Source organism: Shinella sp. OV683, assembly GCF_057787725.1.
The window spans coordinates 3628088-3647437 of record NZ_CM173543.1; the positions used below are offsets into that span (position 1 = coordinate 3628088).

18 protein-coding genes are annotated in these 19350 nt (G+C 59.8%); 9 read left to right on the forward strand and 9 right to left on the reverse strand.

Translation table 11 applies throughout. The features are described 5' to 3' along the window. Positions 1-42 precede the first annotated feature (42 nt). Entirely contained in the window at positions 43-1230 is a 1188-nt protein-coding gene (locus tag ACXHRN_RS17570) for an MFS transporter (protein WP_488637600.1), read from the forward strand. A 127-nt stretch (positions 1231-1357) separates the two neighbouring features. Here the strand turns inward: ACXHRN_RS17570 and ACXHRN_RS17575 are convergent, their stop codons facing one another. The 4 genes from ACXHRN_RS17575 to ACXHRN_RS17590 form a co-directional block, all read right to left on the reverse strand. Further along, the gene (locus ACXHRN_RS17575) at positions 1358-2491 is read right to left on the reverse strand and encodes a DNA methyltransferase (RefSeq protein ID WP_488637601.1); all 1134 of its coding nucleotides are present in this window, start codon (positions 2489-2491) and stop codon (positions 1358-1360) included. A gap of 119 nt (positions 2492-2610) precedes the next feature. Next, complete coding sequence (locus ACXHRN_RS17580) at positions 2611-4056, reverse strand: hypothetical protein (protein WP_488637602.1); 1446 nt, start codon at positions 4054-4056, stop codon at positions 2611-2613. Between the two features lie 115 nt (positions 4057-4171). Then, the gene (locus ACXHRN_RS17585) at positions 4172-4519 is read right to left on the reverse strand and encodes an antibiotic biosynthesis monooxygenase family protein (RefSeq protein WP_488637603.1); all 348 of its coding nucleotides are present in this window, start codon (positions 4517-4519) and stop codon (positions 4172-4174) included. Further along, the gene (locus tag ACXHRN_RS17590) at positions 4516-4845 is read right to left on the reverse strand and encodes an NIPSNAP family protein (RefSeq protein WP_488637604.1); all 330 of its coding nucleotides are present in this window, start codon (positions 4843-4845) and stop codon (positions 4516-4518) included. The genes ACXHRN_RS17585 and ACXHRN_RS17590 overlap by 4 nt, the downstream gene beginning before the upstream one ends. Positions 4846-4917: 72 nt before the next feature. Between ACXHRN_RS17590 and ACXHRN_RS17595 the strand changes: the two genes are divergently transcribed. Beyond that, positions 4918-5598, forward strand: a complete 681-nt coding sequence (locus ACXHRN_RS17595) for an ArsR/SmtB family transcription factor (protein ID WP_488637605.1) — start codon at positions 4918-4920, stop codon at positions 5596-5598. A 405-nt stretch (positions 5599-6003) separates the two neighbouring features. Next, positions 6004-6660: a glutathione S-transferase family protein gene (locus ACXHRN_RS17600; protein WP_488637606.1), complete on the forward strand. Its 657-nt coding sequence runs from the start codon at positions 6004-6006 to the stop codon at positions 6658-6660. Positions 6661-6719: 59 nt separating this feature from the next. On the opposite strand, the gene ACXHRN_RS17605 is transcribed toward ACXHRN_RS17600, so the two are convergent. Beyond that, on the reverse strand, positions 6720-7079 hold the full coding sequence (locus ACXHRN_RS17605) for a DUF4406 domain-containing protein (RefSeq protein WP_488637607.1): 360 nt from the start codon (positions 7077-7079) through the stop codon (positions 6720-6722). 137 nt (positions 7080-7216) lie between these two features. Between ACXHRN_RS17605 and ACXHRN_RS17610 the strand changes: the two genes are divergently transcribed. The 5 genes from ACXHRN_RS17610 (at position 7217) to ACXHRN_RS17630 (ending at position 11486) form a co-directional block, all read left to right on the forward strand. After that, on the forward strand, positions 7217-7972 hold the full coding sequence (locus ACXHRN_RS17610; protein WP_488637608.1) for a DeoR/GlpR family DNA-binding transcription regulator: 756 nt from the start codon (positions 7217-7219) through the stop codon (positions 7970-7972). Between the two features lie 147 nt (positions 7973-8119). Continuing rightward, entirely contained in the window at positions 8120-9199 is a 1080-nt protein-coding gene (locus ACXHRN_RS17615) for a hypothetical protein (RefSeq protein WP_488637609.1), read from the forward strand. Between the two features lie 200 nt (positions 9200-9399). Next, positions 9400-10818: an MFS transporter gene (locus tag ACXHRN_RS17620; RefSeq protein WP_488637610.1), complete on the forward strand. Its 1419-nt coding sequence runs from the start codon at positions 9400-9402 to the stop codon at positions 10816-10818. Between the two features lie 102 nt (positions 10819-10920). After that, positions 10921-11193 (forward strand): YlcI/YnfO family protein, encoded by a 273-nt coding sequence (locus tag ACXHRN_RS17625; RefSeq protein ID WP_488637611.1) that lies wholly within the window; start codon positions 10921-10923, stop codon positions 11191-11193. Then, positions 11190-11486, forward strand: coding sequence for a type II toxin-antitoxin system RelE/ParE family toxin (locus tag ACXHRN_RS17630; protein WP_488637612.1), 297 nt, complete (start codon positions 11190-11192; stop codon positions 11484-11486). Before ACXHRN_RS17625 ends, ACXHRN_RS17630 begins: the two co-directional genes overlap by 4 nt. 4 nt (positions 11487-11490) lie before the next feature. Here ACXHRN_RS17630 and betA read toward each other — a convergent pair whose 3' ends face one another. From betA to betC, 4 genes are all read right to left on the reverse strand, one after another. Next, the gene (gene betA, locus ACXHRN_RS17635) at positions 11491-13140 is read right to left on the reverse strand and encodes a choline dehydrogenase (RefSeq protein ID WP_488637613.1); all 1650 of its coding nucleotides are present in this window, start codon (positions 13138-13140) and stop codon (positions 11491-11493) included. Between the two features lie 286 nt (positions 13141-13426). After that, the gene (gene betB, locus ACXHRN_RS17640) at positions 13427-14890 is read right to left on the reverse strand and encodes a betaine-aldehyde dehydrogenase (RefSeq protein WP_488637614.1); all 1464 of its coding nucleotides are present in this window, start codon (positions 14888-14890) and stop codon (positions 13427-13429) included. A 253-nt stretch (positions 14891-15143) separates the two neighbouring features. Next, positions 15144-15404 (reverse strand): DUF1344 domain-containing protein, encoded by a 261-nt coding sequence (locus tag ACXHRN_RS17645; RefSeq protein WP_488637615.1) that lies wholly within the window; start codon positions 15402-15404, stop codon positions 15144-15146. A gap of 290 nt (positions 15405-15694) precedes the next feature. Then, on the reverse strand, positions 15695-17224 hold the full coding sequence (betC, locus tag ACXHRN_RS17650) for a choline-sulfatase (protein WP_488637616.1): 1530 nt from the start codon (positions 17222-17224) through the stop codon (positions 15695-15697). A gap of 247 nt (positions 17225-17471) precedes the next feature. On the opposite strand from betC, the gene ACXHRN_RS17655 reads away from it, so the two are divergent. After that, the gene (locus ACXHRN_RS17655; protein WP_488637617.1) at positions 17472-19286 is read left to right on the forward strand and encodes an EAL domain-containing protein; all 1815 of its coding nucleotides are present in this window, start codon (positions 17472-17474) and stop codon (positions 19284-19286) included. Positions 19287-19350: the final 64 nt, after the last annotated feature.

Consider the following 19350-nt stretch of genomic DNA (forward strand, 5'->3'; position numbering starts at 1 on the left):
GCTAAGCGTTGAAAATCAAGAGCCCTTCCCCCGAGTCGTTTCATGTCTTTAGCGCCGCAACATCGCATTTATGTCTGTTTCTTTCTGTTTGCCGTATCGCTTGGGGCCTTGCTGGCGCGAATGCCGGATCTGCAGGCGGAGCTTCAGGTCAACAAATCCGAACTGGGGTTGACGCTGATCGGCATGGCGGTTGGCGCGCTGGTCTCGCTGACATTCGCCTCGCCGCTGATTGCGCGTCTTGGTGCTCGGACGACGGCGTTCGTCACCGTTCTCGGAACATCGGCGCTTCTGACGCTGGTCCCCTGGCTTGGGTCCGCGCCTGTTGTGTTCGGTGTACTGCTCTGCGAGGGGCTGCTGGCGGGTGCGCTTGAAATCAATCTGAATGTCGAGATCGATCGCATCGAGGCCCAATTGGGCCGGGGCGTCATGAACAGGGCACATGGCTTCTGGAGCCTCGGCTTCTTCGTGACGGCGGCGCTGGCGTCGGTGATCCGGCAGGCGGGTGTGTCGATGCAGGTTCATCTTGGCGTGACCTTCGCTATTGTCCTGATTGTTGGCACATGGGCAATCGCCGGCATGCGTAATGCGCCGCCCCGATCAACGTCAGGCGAAGAAGCAAAGGAGCCACTGGTCGCGCTTCCGACCTGGGGACTGATGCCGCTTTGCGTCATCGGCGTCGCGGCCTTTCTGGTCGAAGGCGCCGGGATCGACTGGTCGGCGATCTACATGCGCGACGTGTTTTCAGTCCAGCCGTTGATCGGCGGGCTGGGGCTGACGCTGTTTACCCTGTTCATGACCTTGGCGCGGCTATTCGTCGATCCGCTGGTCGATCGGTTTGGTGCGCGCAACGTTGCCGCCGTGCTGCTGTCCCTCGCTATTGTCGGGCTCGCTGCGGTGTGGCTGGCGCCTCATCCTGCCGTCGCGCTGATCGGCTTTGGGCTGATGGGCGCCGGCTGCAGTGCCGTCTATCCGTTGGCTGTCTCCGCGGCGGCCCAACGTACCGACAGACCTGCGCATCTCAATGTCGCGGCACTCGGCCAGATGTCGTTCGTGATCTTCTTTCTCGCCCCGCCGTTGCTCGGTTTCGTGGCCGAGCATGCGGGTATCAGGACAGCCTATCTCGTCTGCCTGCCGCTGATCGTCTATGCGCTGTTTTCCGTCAAGGCGCTGAGCACACGTCGAGGCGTCGAGCCTGCTGCAACTGCTCCGGTCTCGTCGCTCGGCGGGTAAGAGAAATCACCCAAAACAAAATCAGCCCGGGAAGCATTGCCGCTTCCCGGGCCGTTTATCTTCTTGCGGGACTGAAGGTACTAAACCGCAGGAAGGAAGAAAGAAGGGTGGAGGAAGCGTCTGGAGGTCAGCCGCCCGCTCCCTCCATCCCCTTGCGGATGATGGCCCTGAGATCGTCGATCGGGCGCAGGGAAGAGCCCTCTTCGACATGCCAGAACGTCCATCCGTTACATGCATCCAGGCCCTGCACTTTCGCACCGAGACGATGGATGGATCCTGCGTCACCGCCCGAGGCCAGCGTGCCATCGGCGCGGACGATTGCGGCATGCTTGCGGCGCGCATCGGTCAGCACCTGGCCCGGCTTGATCAGACCGCTTTCAACCAGCGTGTTGAAGGCGACGCGCGGCTCGGCGCGCTTGCCGGTCATGACGGTTAATTCAGCACCCGTGAGCGGCTCGACGGCCGCAATGCGCGCCTGCGCCGCATCGATGTAATCCTGCTCGCGCTCGATGCCGACAAAATTGCGGCCGAGGCGCTTGGCGACTGCACCCGTCGTGCCGGAACCGAAGAACGGGTCGAGCACCACATCACCCGGCTTGGATGATGCCATCAGGATGCGTGCGAGAAGCGCTTCCGGCTTCTGGGTCGGATGAACCTTCTTGCCGTCGTCGCCCTTCAGGCGTTCGCCGCCCGAGCAGATCGGGAACAGCCAATCCGAGCGCATCTGCACATCGTCATTGGCCGCCTTCATCGCATCGTAGTTGAAGGTGTAGCTCTTCGACTGCGGATCGCGGCTCGCCCAGATCATCGTCTCATGGGCGTTCTGGAACCGGCGGCCCTTGAAGTTCGGCATTGGGTTGGTCTTGCGCCAGATGATGTCGTTGAGGATCCAGAAGTTAAGATCCTGCAGGGTCGTGCCGACGCGGAAAATGTTGTGATAGGAGCCGATGACCCAGATCGAGCCGGTCGGCTTCAGCACACGACGGCAGGCCAGCAGCCAGGCGCGGGTGAAGGCATCATAAGCCTCGAATGAGGCGAACTGATCCCAGTCATCGTCGCAGGCGTCTACCAGGCTCTGGTCCGGACGATGCAGCGCACCGCCGAGCTGGAGGTTGTAGGGCGGGTCGGCGAAAATCACGTCGACGGATTTATCGGGAAGTGCTTCGAGGGCGGCAACGCAATCGCCCTTGATGATGGAGTTAAGCCAAGAATTGCCGGCGAGGCCAGACGTAGCCTCCCTGAGCGATAGAACTGCCGCCATGTGATACTCACCCAATACGCTTACTCATTTACTGAGCGTTATGGTTACCGATCTTGGTTACCAAAGCTTGAAGGCGGGTATCATTTCGGGAAATTTATTTTTTCCAGGCACTTAATTTGTCAGAGGAGGATGTCGTGGTGGATGTCGCCGATATCGCCCGTAAGCACGATCTCCAGCTCGCGTCCCCGGTCCTCGTCACGATTGATGATCACGCGTGTATCGCCATGCTGATCTTCGAAAATGGTGACCGATCCCGCTGATCTGTCATTGACGAAGCCCTCTTCAAGATCATCCAGGCCATCGGCCGAATCATAACGAAAATATCCGGCAAAATGCAGCGGCTGGTCGCCTAGTTTCGAAAGGTCGCCGTCAATGGTCCGAAGGTTGAGCACATCGTTGCCGATCTGGAAATCCTCGATGAACAGCCGCGCGGCGTTCTTGCCACCGATCGAAGGATTGCCGTGGTCGCTCAGGGGCAGGATATCGCGGACCATGAACCTGTCCGCACCGCCGCCGCCCGAGGCGCGGTCGCGATGCGTCTCGAAAAAGATCGTGTCCTCGCCGAAACTGCCGGACATGTAGTCGGCGCCCGCGCCACCGACGAGGTAATCATCGCCGCCGCCGCCGAACAGCTTGTCGTTGCCGCCATGCGCCGAAATCCTGTCGCTGCCGCCGCGACCGAAGAACCATTCGATAGTTCCGCCGCCGCTCTTTTCGGTTGCGCCGGTCAGCCGGTCGCCGCGGTCCTCACCGACCACTGTCAGCGGCGTGCCATGCGGATGCGTCAAGCGCCCGGCGTGCAGGTTTTCCCTGGTATCGTCGAAAAGCACGTAGCTATGCTGATTGAGCTTGTCGACCAGCATCCGGCCGTCTTCGAGCGTCAGGTCGGCCAGTGACCTGACGGCATCGGCGACATTGCCGGTGCTGTGCACCGACAGGCGATCATCGAGATTGTCAGTTTTGAAATGTTTGTGGTTTTCATAGACAAACAGGTGCTTGGTGGCATTCTGGCGAGCGCCACTGCCCCAGCTGTGCGGCGAAACATGATAGACCGCATCGTTGCCAAAACCGAAATTGTAGACATCCGCCTTGTGACTGCCGGACAGGTAGGGGCTGGAGATACCGACGAAACGCGCATCCTGGAATGCCTTTCCCAACAACGTATCCGACCTGTCGGCGATGATGTTGACGACGGCTGCGCCGAGGCTGATGCCAGTGAAGGTCACTTCGGAATCGTGTTTCTCGGCATATTTCGCCACCTGCTTGAGCAGCGGCTGGAACTGTTTGAAGTAAGAATGATTCAAGGAAATGTCGCCATAATCCTTGTAATCGTTGAACTTGTCCGATCCGCGAAACGCGACGATCAGCTGGTCGCCGGCTTCCACCACGATCGCCTTGCCGCGACCGTTCTTGCTGGTGAACGTCGTTCCGTGGTCGTCCAGATGCAGCTCGGACATTTTCAGTTCGTCCCAGCCCTTGGGTGGACTGGCCTTGCCGAAGGCCGCCACCGCAGTGCGCAAAACTGCTGCAAATTCCTGGATACCGAGGTCGCCGAACAAGCTCATCAAGTTATCTCCGGCCCGGGAACCCACATTCCCAAGCACTTGATTCGGGTGTGGCAAACAAATGCGGCGGGTTCAAGTAAACTCGGGTGCCCAATATCGAGATGGTCGAAAAATACTATCCGGTGTGGCGCATTAGACTATCGGCCGGGGCTTGCTCCCGATCGTTCAAGCCGTAGTCGCGCAGCACATGTGCAACGCGCAGCCGGTAGTCTGCAAACACCCCGCCCCGGCCGGCCGCCTGGGCACAGCGATGATGTTCGAGATTGCGCCACTCGCGCACCGCCTCCTCATCGCGCCAGAAGGATAGAGACAGGATCTTGCCGGGCAAGGTCAGGCTCTCGAAACGTTCGATGGAGATGAAGCCGTCGATCTTTTCGAGTTTTGGACGCAGCTTGCTTGCAAGGTCCATGTAGATGCTGGTCTGGCCAAGAAAGGGCGTTGCCTCGAAGATGACGGCGATCATGGCTGTATCCACGCGCCGTGCGGCAGCGACACGTTCTTCAGGAATATCCTGTCCTCCTTGAGGATGAACTTCTCACGCCTGGCAAATTCATAGTTCTCGCGACCGAGCAGATCGTTCGCCAAGCGGGCGCGATACGCTTCATAAGCAGCAAGGCTTTCGATGTTGTATACGCCATAGGCCGTGGTCGCCGAACCTTCATGCGGGGCGAAATAACCGATGAGATCGGCGCCGCAGCGTGGAATCGACTGGCCCCAGGCCGCGGCATATTGCGCAAAGGCGTCCTTGCGAAACGGGTTGATCTCGTAGCGGATGAAACAGGTAATCACAGTCTTTGCTCCTTGTTGATGAGCCTGTTTTTGCACATTGCTTCACCGGAATGCTTCGACTAAGATCGAACTATGAAAGACGGACCGGACATATCCCAAATTGGCGCGCTGATCGGCGACCCAGCACGCGCCAACATGCTGGCGGCGCTGATGGATGGGCGTGCGCTGACGGCGGCCGAACTCGCCGAGATCGGTGGCATCACCGCCCAGACGGCGAGTTCACATCTGCAGAAGCTTGAAGGCGGTGGCTTGCTCACCCAGCAAAAGCAGGGGCGTCACAAGTATTTTTCGCTCGCCGGACCAAAGGTCGCTAGCATGCTGGAGGCGCTGATGGATCTCGCCGCCGATCGCGGCCATCTCCGGCATCGACCCGGCCCAAAGGACGAAGCGCTGAGGAAAGCGCGGATCTGCTACGATCATCTCGCCGGCAGCCTTGGTGTCGAGATGTTCGACGGTCTGGTGGCGGCGAGGCGTCTTGCAAACCGGAATGACCGGCTGGAGCTGACGACAGCCGGCGAACGTTTCCTCTCCGACACCGGCATCGATGTTTCCTCGTTGAAATCGATGCGACGTCCGCTTTGCCGCTGCTGCCTCGACTGGAGCGAGCGTCGCGATCACCTCGCGGGGTCACTGGGTGCGGCGCTATTCAACCACATCCTCGATGCAGGCTGGGCAAAGCGCGACAAGCAAGGCCGCGCTGTTCATTTCACGCCCAAGGGCGAGACGGCTTTCAAGGCGCTGTTCGCAACTTAGAAAGCCCGGCCTCTGCCTTGGCGTTGCCATTCGGCCCGAAGACAATCCTTACCGCCGCTGAGCGCGCGTCGCCATTGTGAAACAACAATTGCCCATTGTCAGCCTGTCATCAAAATCACTGGCTGGAATGCTATCGTCGCGTTGATGACCCAACTCGTCAACGCCAGGATCGGAATTGCGCCTGCCTATGAAAAGACTGGCCATTTTCATCTGTATCGGGTTGCCGGGAGCCGTTCCCACGGTCGATGAAATGATTCCACCCGTGCCTAAACAACCAGGTGTGCCCCTGGAAATCGGGACCTCGGGATTCCAACGCATGGCCGTGCGCCGCGAGATTTTCCGCGGCCTTGGGTTGACGAATGCGGCGCAAAACATGATCCTGCAGTGCAATAGGGGAGAGACGATATGCTGACAATTTATGGTGTTTATCAATCACGCGCCTCACGGGTCTACTGGATGGCGCTCGAGCTTGGCATCGAATTCGAGAGCATTCCAGTCATCCAGGCGTCGGCGCTTACCGACCCACTCGCAAAGGACGCGCGGCTCAACACGCAATCGCCCGAGTTCCTGAAAATCAATCCGAACGGCCAGATTCCTGCCGTCGAAGACGACGGCCTGGTGCTGTGGGAGTCCGGCGCCACAAATCTCTATCTTGCCAGTAAGCATAGAGGACCACTCGCCGCTGGCAGCTTGTTCGAAGAGGGCGCGATCACCAATTGGGCCTTCTGGGCAGTCACCGAACTGGAGCCGCATACGATCAAAATCGTCAAGACCTACGACAATCACCTCGAGGAAACGCCCGGCGGCAAGGAACAGATCGCGGTGGCGACCAGAATTCTGAAAAAGCCGTTCGAAATCCTCAATGCCCACCTCGCCGAGAACAACTACCTGGTGGGCGACCGCTTCACGGTGGCCGACCTCAACACTGTTGAGATTATCCGCTACGCCATGACGGAAAAGTCGCTGTTCACCGCCAATCCGCATATTCAGGAATGGATCGAGCGCTGCCACGACCGCGACGCGTTCCGCAAGATGATGGCGGGACGGGCTAGCGAGGGGTGAGCATGCCGTTTCCGCGAGCCCGATACCTCGGACTCGCGGCGTTCGTCACGGACGCCTAGTTACGCCGCCACGCCCGGCACATCCCTCAGATCGTACCAGACCGGGATGCCGCGCTCGTTGGCGATCTTCACGTCGTTATCCGCACCCTTTGAGGCGCCCGGCAGGCGCAGCACGCCCTCGCACAGAGCGAGCAGCCGGTGCGCGACGGGGTGGAATATCTCTTCGTAGAGATCATCACCGATATGCTTGCCGCCGGCAGCATTCCACACCGGCAGTGCTACCCATTCGCCAATCATCGGCACATGACCTGCCTCGAACAGCGCGTGCGACGGCGCTTCCAGCACCTTCAGATTGGCCGCCATCTTGGCCGGATCATCGCCGGTGCCCGAGCGATACGGGCCTGCAATCAGGATCAACATTTCAAATACTCCTTACCTCAGTGAAATTACACATATCTGCACGAATACCCAATAATTCACTTGAATTTGGATAATAATCAGATACATTCGTAAATAATCGTGCAATTTCGCGCAATGTCAAGACGGAAATTTGAAAAATGCTGACGACCGAACGCAAGGCGCTTATCCTCGACCGCATCCGCAAGGGCGGGCGGCTGGTCGCCAAGGAATTCGCCGAGGAGTTCTCGCTCTCCGAAGACACGGTTCGACGCGACCTCAGGGACATGGCGGCCGAGGGCTTGCTGACCCGCGTGCATGGCGGGGCGCTGCCGATCCAGCCGGATCTGCCGGATTTCACGGCGCGTCGAGGCGTCGCATCCAGCGAGAAGCAACGGCTGGGCGCAAAGGCCGCTGGAATGGTCAAGCCCGGGCAGATCGTTTTCCTCGACGGCGGCACGACCAATGCCGAGCTCGCCCGTGCCCTGCCCAAGAGCTTCGGCTTCACCATTGTCACCCACAGTCCGACGATCGCAGCCGAACTCGAGCATCATCCGACAGTGGAGGTGATGCTGATCGGCGGCCGGCTTTACAAGCATTCGATGGTGGCGGTCGGTGCGGTGGCATCCGCCGCAGTATCGGCAATCCGGCCCGACATCTTCTTCCTCGGTGCCACGGCGATCCATCCACGCCACGGTTTCTCGACCGGCGATTTCGAGGAGGCTGCGATCAAGCGGCAGGTGGCATCCCAAGCGGCCGAGACCTGGATACTGGCGACGAAGGAAAAGCTCGATGCCGCCTCTCCGGTCACGATCATGCCACTGGAAGCCGCGACCGGCGTGGTCGTGCCAAGCGATATCGGCCGGGACCAACGCGACATGCTGGAGGGCGCGGGCTTGCGGCTGGAGGTGGCGTAACCTCTCCTTGTCGCCGGCAGCTCTGGTCAGATAGAATGCCGCAGTCTGGGTGAGCGAGCTTGTCGCATGCCGGTTTGAATAAGCGACGGGCGCCAAGCGTCTTGCAGACACACTCATAGACAGAATGGCCACGCGCCGGGGAATTTCATGCTTAGAGATGCCGATCTTGTTTCAATCCGCGACGCTGGCCTGATCGATGACGCCAAGCTGGCGGAGATTTCCGCGTTTCTCGCTGCCCGCAAGCAGGCCTCACCTACAGCCGAGACCGCACCGCGCTTCGATCTCACCCATGTGCTCTGGTATGCGGGCGCGCTGATCATCATCGGCGCCATGGGCCTGTTCACCAACGAGGCATTCAACCGCATGGGCGGCTGGGCGCTCGCGGCCTGTGGCGGCATCTATGCCGTGGTCTTCCTCGGAGCCGGCCACTATCTCTGGCGGGACAAGGGGTTGCGCGTGCCGGCTGGCCTGCTGATCACCGTTGCCGTTTCGATGGTGCCGCTAATCATTTATGGCGCGCAGGACGCGCTGGACCTGTGGAAATATGCGCAGGGCAATCCCGGCGACTACAAGAATTTCTTCCCCTACGTGAATGGCAGCTGGGTCTACATGGAGGCCGGCGCGATACTGGCCGCACTGGTGGCCGTCTGGCGCTACCCCTTCCCCTTCATATTGCTGGTCGCGGCAGTCGCGCTCTGGTTCATGTCGATGGATCTGGCGGAGTGGTTCACCCGCACGTCGGACAGCTACTCAAGTGATTGGGAAATCCGCAGGCAAGTGTCGATGTATTTCGGTATCGTCATGATCATCACTGCCTGGGCAATAGATGTCCTGCGTCATGACGGCCCCGACTTCCCGTTCTGGATCCACATCTTCGGCGTCATGGCTTTCTGGGGCGGGATGACGATGCATGACGGCGGCACCGAATTACAGAAGGCCTTGTATTGCCTGATCAATGTCGGGATGATCGGCCTCAGTGTCTTCCTCAATCGGCGCGTCTACGCGGTGTTCGGCGCCCTGGGCGTCGCCACCTATCTCGGCTACCTCTCCTACAACGTCTTCAACGACGTGATCCTGTTTTCCTTCGCGCTGTCGGGCATCGGCCTCGCCGTGATCGGCCTCGGCCTGCTGTTTCACCGCAATCGCGAGAAGATCGCCGCCGCCCTGGACCAGAACCTGCCGCCCGCTTTGGCGCGGCTTCGGCCATATCACGCGACGGCTGTTTAGCGGCCGTATAACCTGTTTTGGGGGTTGATTGCCGCTCTCGCTGGCAGGTGACAGGCCTCGCTCGCCATGCGCGCTTTTCGACGCAGATGCGATCCACGAGATTGAGAAGTCCGGAATTTCGGTTTATGGACCGATAGACGTCAAACGACGCCTCACTTCTTGTCGCCGTCCAGCGCGAGCATCCATCACGGAGACCGACAATGCAATTCCGCCCCGAAGCGGAGCGTCCCCTCTTGGCCGAGCCCGTGCAAATGGGTGCGGAGCCTTCGCAGCCACGCGAAACTGCGGAAGACGGCCTGCCGCTTCCACAGCGATACATCGCGGCGGCTGCGGTGCTGGCCGCAATTGTGCTGGCTGTGTTGGATGGTGCCATTGCCAATGTCGCCCTGCCGACGATATCTCAAACCCTCAATGTGTCGCCGTCAGCGACGGTCTGGGTGGTCTCGAGTTATCAGGTGGCGCTGGTCATGGCGCTATTGCCCTGTGCCGCGCTGGGGGAAAGCTTCGGCTATCGCCGGGTGTTCACCATCGGCGTGATCATCTTCACGCTTGCCTCGGCGCTTTGCGCGCTCTCGCCTTCGCTTGACTGGCTGATCGCCGCCCGCTTCCTGCAGGGCTTCGGCGGCGCCGCCATCATGTCGCTGATTGCCGCACTCCTTCGCCTGACCTACCCGAAAAGGCTTCTGGGAACTGCAATCGGATGGAATGCATTGGCGGTCGCGCTGTCGTCTGCTGCCGGTCCGACGATCGGTGCCGCAGTCCTGGCCGTTGCCGAGTGGCCCTGGCTTTTCGCGGTCAACATCCCGGTTGGTGTGCTCGTGCTCATAGCGTCGCGCTTTCTGCCGATGCACCGTGGCACGGGCCGCAGTCTCGACGTCGGGAGCGTGGCGCTGAATGCCGGCTTCTTCGCGCCGCTTGTCTTCGGCGTCGATATGCTGACGACGCGTCCCGTCATCGGCGTCCTGCTGCTGGTCGTGGCGGTCTCGAGCCTCGTCGCTCTCATCCGCAGGGAAATGCATCGCGAAGCGCCGCTCATTCCGCTCGATCTGCTGCGCACCATTCCGTTCCGCATCTCCGTCATCGCATCGGTATGCTGTTTCATTGCGCAGATGCTGAGCTACATCGCTCTGCCCTTCTATCTCCAGCATGGACTCGGCCTGCCGGCTTTTGAGACGGGGCTCTATATGACGCCATGGCCGCTCGCCGTTGCGCTTGCTGCGCCGATATCGGGGCATCTGTCGAACCGCGTGCCCACGGCATGGCTGTGTGCCGCCGGCGGGATCTGCCTGGCGGTCGGACTGCTCGGTTGCGCGCTGTGGCCGTTGCACGACAATCTCACGCCATTCATCCCGCTTTCGATACTGTGCGGGCTTGGCTTCGGTTTCTTTCAGACACCCAACAATCGCAACATGCTGCTTTCGGCGCCAACGGCGCGCAGCGGCGCGGCCGGCGGTATGCAAAGCACGGCCCGCCTGACGGGCCAGACGGTGGGCGCGGTGATCATGGCACTGCTGTTCACACAAATCCCGGCCGACATCGCACCACGCGTCGGGTTGGGGCTTGCAGCAATGCTGGCGCTCGCGGGCGGCATGATTAGCCTGCTAAGGGTGGAGAGATAGGTGCTGTCGCCATTTGTTCTATGACGGGTTAGAGCATGTTTGACATGCGGTACTAAGGTTGGTACGAATCTGCGTTGCAATTGCGATGCAAGGCTATATCCAGTGAAAACCGCATCCCTTCCATCTCTCCGGGTCGAACCGGAACTGCGCCAAAAGGCCGAGAATGTTCTGCGCGATGGCGAAACGTTGTCTGCGTTTATGGAACAGGCGGTGCGCGACACGATCCGATCCCGGGAAATCCGTCAGGACTTCCTCGTCCGCAGCATTGCCGCGCGTGACGAAGCCCATGACACTGGCGAATATTATGCCGCTGATGATGTGTTGGCAGAGCTTGCCGCCATGCTTGTAGAGGCAAAGGCGAACAAGCGCGGATGAGCTATGAGGTTCGCTACACCCGCCAAGCACGAGCGGACCTGAGGCGCCTGTATAAGTTTTTGCTTCTGAGGGATATTGGCGCGACCGAAAGTGCACTCCGAGCGATCGCCAGCGCGATGAAGATCCTTGAGGATTTCCCCTTTTCCTGCCGCAAGGCGAAACCGGACGACCCGTTGCTTCGCGAGTTACTGATCTCCTTTGGAGCTTCAGGATATGTGGCGCTTTTCGAAATCGAAAAACGGCACGTCACGATCCTTGCAGTTCGCCACCAACTCGAGGAGGACTATCTCTAGCAACTCACCGATCCGACGTCTCCCACCTCGGATTGATCCATGGCTGCTGGTTGCTGCGCGCCAGCGGCTGCTTGCCGAGAATGTGGTCGGCGGCCTTTTCGCCGGTCATGATCGACGGCGCGTTGAGATTGCCGTTGGTGACATGCGGGAAGATCGAGGAGTCAGCGACACGCAGGCCATCGACGCCGATGACGCGGGTTTGTGGATCGACGACGGCCATAGGGTCGTTGCTGTCGCCCATCCGGCAGGTACCGCAGGGATGATAGGCGCTTTCCAGGTGCTCGCGCAGGAAGGCATCGATCTCGTCGTCGGTCAGGACGCCTTCGCCCGGCTGGATTTCTGCACCGCGGAACTGGTCGAAGGCCTGCTGGCCGAAGATTTCGCGCGTCAGCCGCACGCAATGCCGGAACTTCTCCCAGTCCTCGGAATGGCTCATGTAGTTGAACTGGATTTTTGGATCGGCCTTCGGATCATTGGATGCGAGCGTCACATTGCCGCGCGATTTCGACAGGTTATAGCCGACATGCACCTGGAAGCCGTGGCTCTTGGCGGCGGCCTTGCCGTCATAGGAAATGGCGACGGGCAGGAAGTGATACTGGATATCGGGCTGCTTCACGCCCGGCGCCGAGCGCAGGAAGGCGCAGGCCTCGAACTGGTTCGATGTGCCGAGACCCGTCTTGGTGAACATCCATTGTGCGCCAGCCACGCCCTGCCAGAACCATGGCAGCCAGGAATAGAGCGACACAGGCTTGGTCGAAACCTGCTGGAAATAGAACTCCATATGGTCCTGCAGGTTGGCACCGACGCCGGGGCGGTCTGCCTTGACCTCGATGCCCTTGTCCTGGAGATGTGCGCCGGGGCCGATGCCGGAAAGCATCAACAGCTTCGGCGAGTTAAAGGACGATGCCGAGACGATGACTTCGCGCTTGGCCTTGACCACTTCGATGTTGCCGCCGCGTTCGACTTCGACGCCCACGGCGCGGCCGTTTTCGATGATGATGCGGCGCGCATAGCAATGCATGAGATCGACATTCGGCCGCTTCAGCGCTGGCTTCAGATAGGCATTGGCGGCGGACCAGCGGCGACCATTGTAGATGGTCTGCTCCATCAGGCCGAAGCCTTCCTGCTTTTCGCCGTTATAGTCCTCGGTGACTTCAAAGCCTGCCTGCTTGCCTGCCTGGATGAAGGCATGAAACAGCGGGTTCGTGACTGGCCCACGGCGGACATGCAGCGGGCCATCGGTGCCGCGCCAGCCTTCCTGGCCACCGAGCGATGTCTCCAGACGCTTGTAGTAGGGCAGCACGTCGGCATAGGACCAGCCGCGGGCGCCGAGTTCTTCCCAGCGGTTGAAATCTTCGGCATGGCCGCGAACATAGACCAGGCCGTTGATGGATGAAGAGCCGCCGATGACTTTTCCACGCGGCGCCGTGATGCGGCGATTGTTGAGGTTGGGCTCCGGCTCGGAGAGATAGCCCCAATTGTAGCGCTTCATGCTCATCGGCCAGGCGAGTGCCGCCGGCATCTGGATGAACGGACCGAAATCCGAGCCGCCGAATTCCAGCACCAGAACCGTATTCTTGCCGTCCTCGGAAAGCCGGCTCGCCAAGGCGGAGCCTGCCGAACCCGAACCGATGATGATGAAATCCGCCTGCATCCAATTCCCCTGACTCAAATTCTACAAGACCGCGCGTTAACTCGTATTGGGCTAAGGTTTACCCCTCACCAAGTTCATCCAGCCAATCGGCTGCGCCTCTTGGGGATGAACTATCCTCTCCCACAAGGGGAGAGGCAAACCCTTAGAATCCATTTTGCCTCAAGCAAGCGAGGCGATTGAGGCACCCTGCCTCTCCCCTTGTGGGAGAGGATAGCAAGTCCGCACGAAACGAAGTTGAGTGCATGGACGCGCTTGGTGAGGGGTGAAAACGCCTACGTCGCTTCGATCAATAAGGCGCGTCCACCTTGCCCATCGCCACATAGACCGTCTTGATATCCGAATAATGCTGGATGGCCGCAGCGGAATTCTCGCGGCCGAAGCCCGAGGACTTGACGCCGCCGAACGGGATTTCCACCGGGCAGAGATTGTAGGTGTTGATCCACAGCGTGCCCGCCTCCAGCCGATCGACGACGCGGTGGGCGCGGCTGATGTCTGAGGTGAAAACGCCGGCCGACAGGCCGAATTCGGTGGAGTTGGCGCGCTCGATGACTTCGTCCTCGTGGTCGAAATCCAGCACGCACATCACCGGCCCGAAAATCTCTTCGCGGGCGATGGTCATGTCGTCGGTGACGTCGGCAAACACCGTCGGCTGGATGTAGCAGCCCTCGGCGGACACATCGTTGGGGATCGCACCGCCGGTGAGCAACGTGGCACCCTCGGCCTTGCCCTTGGCGATGTAGCCGAGGATTTTCTCCTGTTGGGCGCGGTTGATGACCGGGCCAAGCTGTGTTGCCTCGTCCATCGGGTCGCCGATCTTGATGGCTTCAGTACGCACCTTGAGGCGCTTGAGGAATTCGGTCTTGACCTTCGTGTGGACGAAGACGCGGGTGCCGTTGGAGCAGACCTGGCCGGTCGAATAGAAATTGCCCAGCATCGCACCACCGATGGCCGAGTCAATGTCGGCGTCGTCGAACACAACCAGCGGCGACTTGCCGCCCAATTCCATCGTCACGTGGCGCAGGCCGGCGGCGGCGGCCTCATAGACCTTGCGGCCGGTCGGAACCGAGCCGGTCAGCGACACCTTGCCGACGTCGGGATGGTTGACCAGCAGCGGCCCGGTCGTGCGATCACCCTGGATGACGTTGTAGAGCCCCTTGGGCAAACCGGCCTCGATGAGAATTTCGGCGATCTTCAGCGCGCCGAGCGGCGTGTTTTCCGACGGTTTGAAGACCATGGCATTGCCGCAGATCAGTGCCGGCGCGCCCTTCCAGCAGGCGATCTGCTGGGGATAGTTCCAGGCACCGATGCCGACGCACACGCCGATCGGAATGCGCTTGGTATAGGCCCAGTCGGCACCCAGCTGGATGTGTTCGCCATTGAGAGCGGTGGCTGCAATGCCGCCGAAGAATTCGAAGGAGTCCGCACCCGAAGTCGGGTCGGCGACGATGGTTTCCTGGATCGGCTTGCCGGTGTCGAGCGTTTCGAGTTCGGAGAGTTCGCGGTTCTTCTCGCGCATGATCTCGGCAGCGCGCTTGAGAATGCGGCCACGCGCGGTCGGGCTGGTTTTTGCCCATTCGACCTGGGCGCGCTTTGCGCTGGCAATGGCCCTCTCGACGATCGCCGGTGTCGCCGCATGGAGTCTGGCGATGACTTCGCCGGTGGCGGGATAAACGCTGTCGAACGGCGTGCCCGCAGTATCCTCGACATATTCGCCATCGATGAAATGGCTGGCTTTCGGCTGTGCGCGCATATCGTACCCCTGCCGGGTCGCTGGCGCCCGGTATGATGATTGTTGCGAGCATATAAGCGCGAAGCCGCGCTGCGCTCCCCTTTATGGAGACCACATTTCTATCTTGTTTGCGACGAAGAATTTTCGCAACGGCGATTTTGGCAGAACAACAGCCCTGCGAGCGGAGCAGAGAAAAGGAAAAAGGCTCAGAAGTGCAACTTCAATGGAGACAGCGGGCTGCGCAGGGACGGACCATGCGCAGCCGCTGGGCAAATTACTTGGCGATCGTTACCATCTCAGCTTCGAGATTCTTGCCGGACTTCTGGTAGGAGACCTTGACCTTTTCACCGGCCTTGATCCCAGCGTCCTTGAAGTTCGCCGGCAGCACGAAGGTGTCGCCATTGGAGAGCTTCAACTGCTTTTTCGCGGTGTCGATAGACTTGACCGTGCCGGTCATCGTCATGCTGGCAGCGTAAGCAGCGGGAACAATTGCGATTGCAGACAGGAGAGCGACGGAAGCAAAAAGAGCGCGCATTGGCGTTTTCCTCTTAATATTACCACACGAATTCTCTTTTGTTTCGTGTGATAACCTGAACCAGAAACGTCCGGAATTGTCGCGTCGCGCCGATATACTTTCGGTGCCGGCAATTCCCGTTTCCGAAAATCAGTTTTAGAATGATTTCACCTGAACTCAACTTAAATGATGTTCATGTGTTCTCGTTTTATTCCTTTAAATTTAATGTTCGAATTTGCCACAATTGCCGCAATCTCGAAGATTAGCCTCGATTGCGGCAAAAACGTGCAAGTTTTCTGCCTGCGGCAATATCACTCGCCGCGAGGATAACGCTTTGAATCTTCAAGATTGTCCAGGTTCATGTGGTTGCGCATGTAGCGCTCCGACGCCTTCTGCAAGGGTTGATAATCCCAAGGAAAGTAGGCGCCATTGCGCAGCGCTTCATAAACGACCCAGCGGCGCGCCTGGCTTTCGCGGACTTCTGAATCGAAGCGGTGCATGTCCCAGCGCTCGTGCGCAAAGGCCTGAAAACGCGCCAGCGTTTCGGCATGCGCAGGGTTGCTGGCAAGATTGTTGCGCTCAAGCGGATCGGCATCGAGATCGTAGAGCTGGTCGGGGTCGAGCAGGCAGTGGATGTATTTCCACTTGCCTTCGCGGATGCCGACCAGTGGCGCATAGGAACCCTCTGCAGCGTATTCCATCAGCACCGGCGCGGTGCGCGGGCTGCCATTGATGACCGGCAACAGGCTTTCACCATCTGTCCAGGGCATCATCTCGCTCATCGGCACGCCAGCGAGATCGGCAAGCGTCGGCACGATATCGAGGTTCGAAACCGGCGCCAGATGGGTCTTGGGTGCAATTCCCGGGCCGGCGATCATCAGCGGCACGCGGGCGGAACCCTCGAAGAAGTTCATCTTGAACCACAGTCCTCGTTCGCCCAGCATGTCGCCGTGATCCGAGCAGAACAGAATGACGGTATTGTCGAGCTGGCGGGTGCGCGTCAGCGTGTCGATGAGTTCGCCGACCTTTTCGTCGATATAGGAAATGTTGGCGAAATAGGCGCGACGCGAACGGCGGACATTGTCTTCGGTGAGGTCGAAGGCGGTGTAGTCGCAAGCAAGCATCAGCCGCTGGGAATGCGGGTCCTGCTCGTCAAACGGGATCGGCGCAACAACAGGGTCGAGGTGCTCGCAACCTTCATAGAGATCCCAGAACTTGCGGCGCGCCACATAGGGATCGTGCGGATGGGTGAAGGATGCGGTGACGCACCAGGGGCGGCGATCCTTGTCGTCATTGTCGCGCGCCAGCTGGTAGATCTTCTGGTTGGCGAAGAAGGCGACCTCGTCGTCATATTCCATCTGGTTGGTGATCTCGGCCACCCCTGCCCCGGTCACCGAGCCGAGATTGTGATACCACCAATCGATCCGTTCACCGGGCTTGCGGTAGTCCGGCGTCCAGCCGAAGTCGGCAGGATAGATGTCGGTCGTCAGACGCTCCTCGAAGCCATGCAGCTGGTCGGGACCGACAAAATGCATCTTGCCCGAGAGGCACGTGTAGTAGCTCAACCGTCTCAGGTGATGCGCGTAAGTCGGGATCGCCGAGGCGTATTCGGCAGCATTGTCATAGACCGCGGTGCGGCTTGGCAGTTGCCCTGCCATCATCGAGGCGCGAGCCGGCGCGCAGAGCGGCGACGAGGTGTAATTGTTGACGAAGCGGGCGGAGCGGGCGGCAAGCGCCTTGAGATTAGGCGCATGCAGGAAATCAGCCGGCCCATCGGGAAAGAACGTGCCGTTCAGCTGGTCGACCATGATGATGAGGATATTGGGCTTTTCAACAGACATCTCAAACCGTTCCAGTGCGTTGCCGAATTCTCGGACCATATAGACAGAAACAGCGCCGATACCGCCACCTTCCCCGAACGATTTTTGATCCTGTTTGCGACGGCCGTCGCCTTATGCTCCTTCACTACCCCTGCATGCATTAGCGATCCGCCTCGCTCCGTCACAAAACTATCATATTGGGAAAAGGTTTTTTTCAACAATTTCAGTGACATTGCCGGCAAAAGACGTTTCCGTTTGGAGCTTTAAGATGCCTGCCGTTTCGCCCGAAAAAATTTCCTTCCCATTGAGGTATGCGGGCGAAAAGCTGCTCTCGCTGTCCAAGCTGGTGCTCGAGCCGGCCTTTCAGCCGATCGTTGAAATCAATACCGGCGCAGCCTTCGGGTATGAATCGCTGATGCGCGGCCAGGAACAGATGGGCTTTGCCTCGCCGCTCGACCTGATCGACCGGATGGCGGAGGCCGGCCAGCTCGTGGCGCTGGACCAGATGATGGCGGCACGCGCGCTGACCAAATTTGCGTCGCTGCCGGATTATCGCTCAGCCACCCTGTTCATCAATCTCGACGGACGGCTGATCCCCGAGGGACAGGCGCTGCTGGACATGCTGCTGCGCTATCTGCAGATGCATTCCATTCCCCCCTCGTCGATCTGCTTCGAGCTCTCGGAGCGCTTCGACAATACCGCCATCGCCGAGTTCGGCCCGCTGATCGCCAAGATGCGCAAATCCGGCTTCAAGATTGCCATCGACGATTTTGGCGTCGGCCGCGCCGAGTTCAAGCTGCTGTGCGATTACCCCGTCGACTACGTCAAGATCGATCGTCACTTCATCACCAGCATCGCGACTGCGCCGCGCAAGCAGCATCTGGTGCGCAATATCGTCGGCATTGCTCACGCGCTGGGGATCCGCGTGATTGCCGAAGGCGTGGAGACCGAATCCGAATTCCTCGCTTGCCGCGAGTACGGTGTCGACATGGTGCAGGGCTGGCACATCGCCCGGCCCAGCGTCAATGTCAGCGAATTGCAGACCAGCTATCCGCATATCGCCAGCGGCTCCAAGGTGCGGATGACGGGGCCGTCGCTCGATGAATTGCTGATCCGCCGCCAGATCGAAAACCCGCCCGTCGTCTATGAGGATGACTCCATCGAGCGAGTATTCGAGATGTTCCGGCAGAATCCGGAAAGCGCCTATTTCCCGGTATTGAACGCCAATGGCGAGCCGCGCGGGATCATCCCGGAAAACCAGCTCAAGGAATATATCTATCACCCCTTCGGCCGCGACCTGCTGAAGAACCGCGACTACCTGCGCTCGGTCTCCTACTTCGTCGTGCCAGCACCGACCGTCAGCCTCGATTCCGACACCGGCGACCTGGTCACGGCCTTCGCCAACATGGATGGCGGTCAATGTGTGTTGCTGACGGAGAACATGCGCTTCTCCGGCGTCATCTCGGCGACCTCGCTGATCAAAATCCTCAATGAGAAGCAACTGAAGATCGCTATCGACCAGAACCCGCTGACCGGACTTCCCGGAAATCTCGCTATCCTAAACCACTTGCGCGGTGCCGTGGTTGATGGCGAGCGCAGCCGCCACCTTTGCTATTGCGACTTCGACAATTTCAAGCCGTTCAACGATCACTACGGCTTCCACGCCGGCGACAAGGCGATCACGCTATTTGCGACGCTGATGCGCAAGCATGCCTTTTCCGGCCACGATTTCATCGGCCATGTCGGCGGCGACGACTTCTTCATCGGCCTCGACGGTCACTCGCGCGTTGCGACCGAAGGCATGCTGACGACGTTGCTGGCCGAATTCAACGGCGAAGCGCGGCAGCTCTATTCCGCCGAAGACCGGCTGCGCGGCCATATGGTCAGCCTTGATCGCGACGGCGTCGAGCGGCAATTGCCGCTGATGCGTTGCTCGATCGGGGTGCTGGAAATACCGGAAGGGCTGATCATCAGCGACCTCAACCGCATCAGCGCCGAGATCGCCCACGTGAAATCACGTGCCAAGAAGAGCGAAGGCGGCATGAGTTTCGTCGAGCTCAGCGAAACGATCGCTGCGGCATAGTTCCGGCTTACATTATCGGGCACAAACCCTTATGGAATCTGTCGATCCCTGATGGAGGCCGCCA

What these genes read in the sequence shown, in the direction of transcription:
- ACXHRN_RS17570 (WP_488637600.1), top strand. Translation starts at nt 43, where the DNA reads ATGTCTTTAGCGCCGCAACATCGCATTTATGTCTGTTTCTTTCTGTTT.
- ACXHRN_RS17575 (WP_488637601.1), bottom strand. Translation starts at nt 2,491, where the DNA reads ATGGCGGCAGTTCTATCGCTCAGGGAGGCTACGTCTGGCCTCGCCGGC.
- ACXHRN_RS17580 (WP_488637602.1), bottom strand. Translation starts at nt 4,056, where the DNA reads ATGAGCTTGTTCGGCGACCTCGGTATCCAGGAATTTGCAGCAGTTTTG.
- ACXHRN_RS17585 (WP_488637603.1), bottom strand. Translation starts at nt 4,519, where the DNA reads ATGATCGCCGTCATCTTCGAGGCAACGCCCTTTCTTGGCCAGACCAGC.
- ACXHRN_RS17595 (WP_488637605.1), top strand. Translation starts at nt 4,918, where the DNA reads ATGAAAGACGGACCGGACATATCCCAAATTGGCGCGCTGATCGGCGAC.
- ACXHRN_RS17600 (WP_488637606.1), top strand. Translation starts at nt 6,004, where the DNA reads ATGCTGACAATTTATGGTGTTTATCAATCACGCGCCTCACGGGTCTAC.
- ACXHRN_RS17605 (WP_488637607.1), bottom strand. Translation starts at nt 7,079, where the DNA reads ATGTTGATCCTGATTGCAGGCCCGTATCGCTCGGGCACCGGCGATGAT.
- ACXHRN_RS17610 (WP_488637608.1), top strand. Translation starts at nt 7,217, where the DNA reads ATGCTGACGACCGAACGCAAGGCGCTTATCCTCGACCGCATCCGCAAG.
- ACXHRN_RS17615 (WP_488637609.1), top strand. Translation starts at nt 8,120, where the DNA reads ATGCTTAGAGATGCCGATCTTGTTTCAATCCGCGACGCTGGCCTGATC.
- ACXHRN_RS17620 (WP_488637610.1), top strand. Translation starts at nt 9,400, where the DNA reads ATGCAATTCCGCCCCGAAGCGGAGCGTCCCCTCTTGGCCGAGCCCGTG.
- ACXHRN_RS17630 (WP_488637612.1), top strand. Translation starts at nt 11,190, where the DNA reads ATGAGCTATGAGGTTCGCTACACCCGCCAAGCACGAGCGGACCTGAGG.
- betA (WP_488637613.1), bottom strand. Translation starts at nt 13,140, where the DNA reads ATGCAGGCGGATTTCATCATCATCGGTTCGGGTTCGGCAGGCTCCGCC.
- betB (WP_488637614.1), bottom strand. Translation starts at nt 14,890, where the DNA reads ATGCGCGCACAGCCGAAAGCCAGCCATTTCATCGATGGCGAATATGTC.
- ACXHRN_RS17645 (WP_488637615.1), bottom strand. Translation starts at nt 15,404, where the DNA reads ATGCGCGCTCTTTTTGCTTCCGTCGCTCTCCTGTCTGCAATCGCAATT.
- betC (WP_488637616.1), bottom strand. Translation starts at nt 17,224, where the DNA reads ATGTCTGTTGAAAAGCCCAATATCCTCATCATCATGGTCGACCAGCTG.
- ACXHRN_RS17655 (WP_488637617.1), top strand. Translation starts at nt 17,472, where the DNA reads ATGCCTGCCGTTTCGCCCGAAAAAATTTCCTTCCCATTGAGGTATGCG.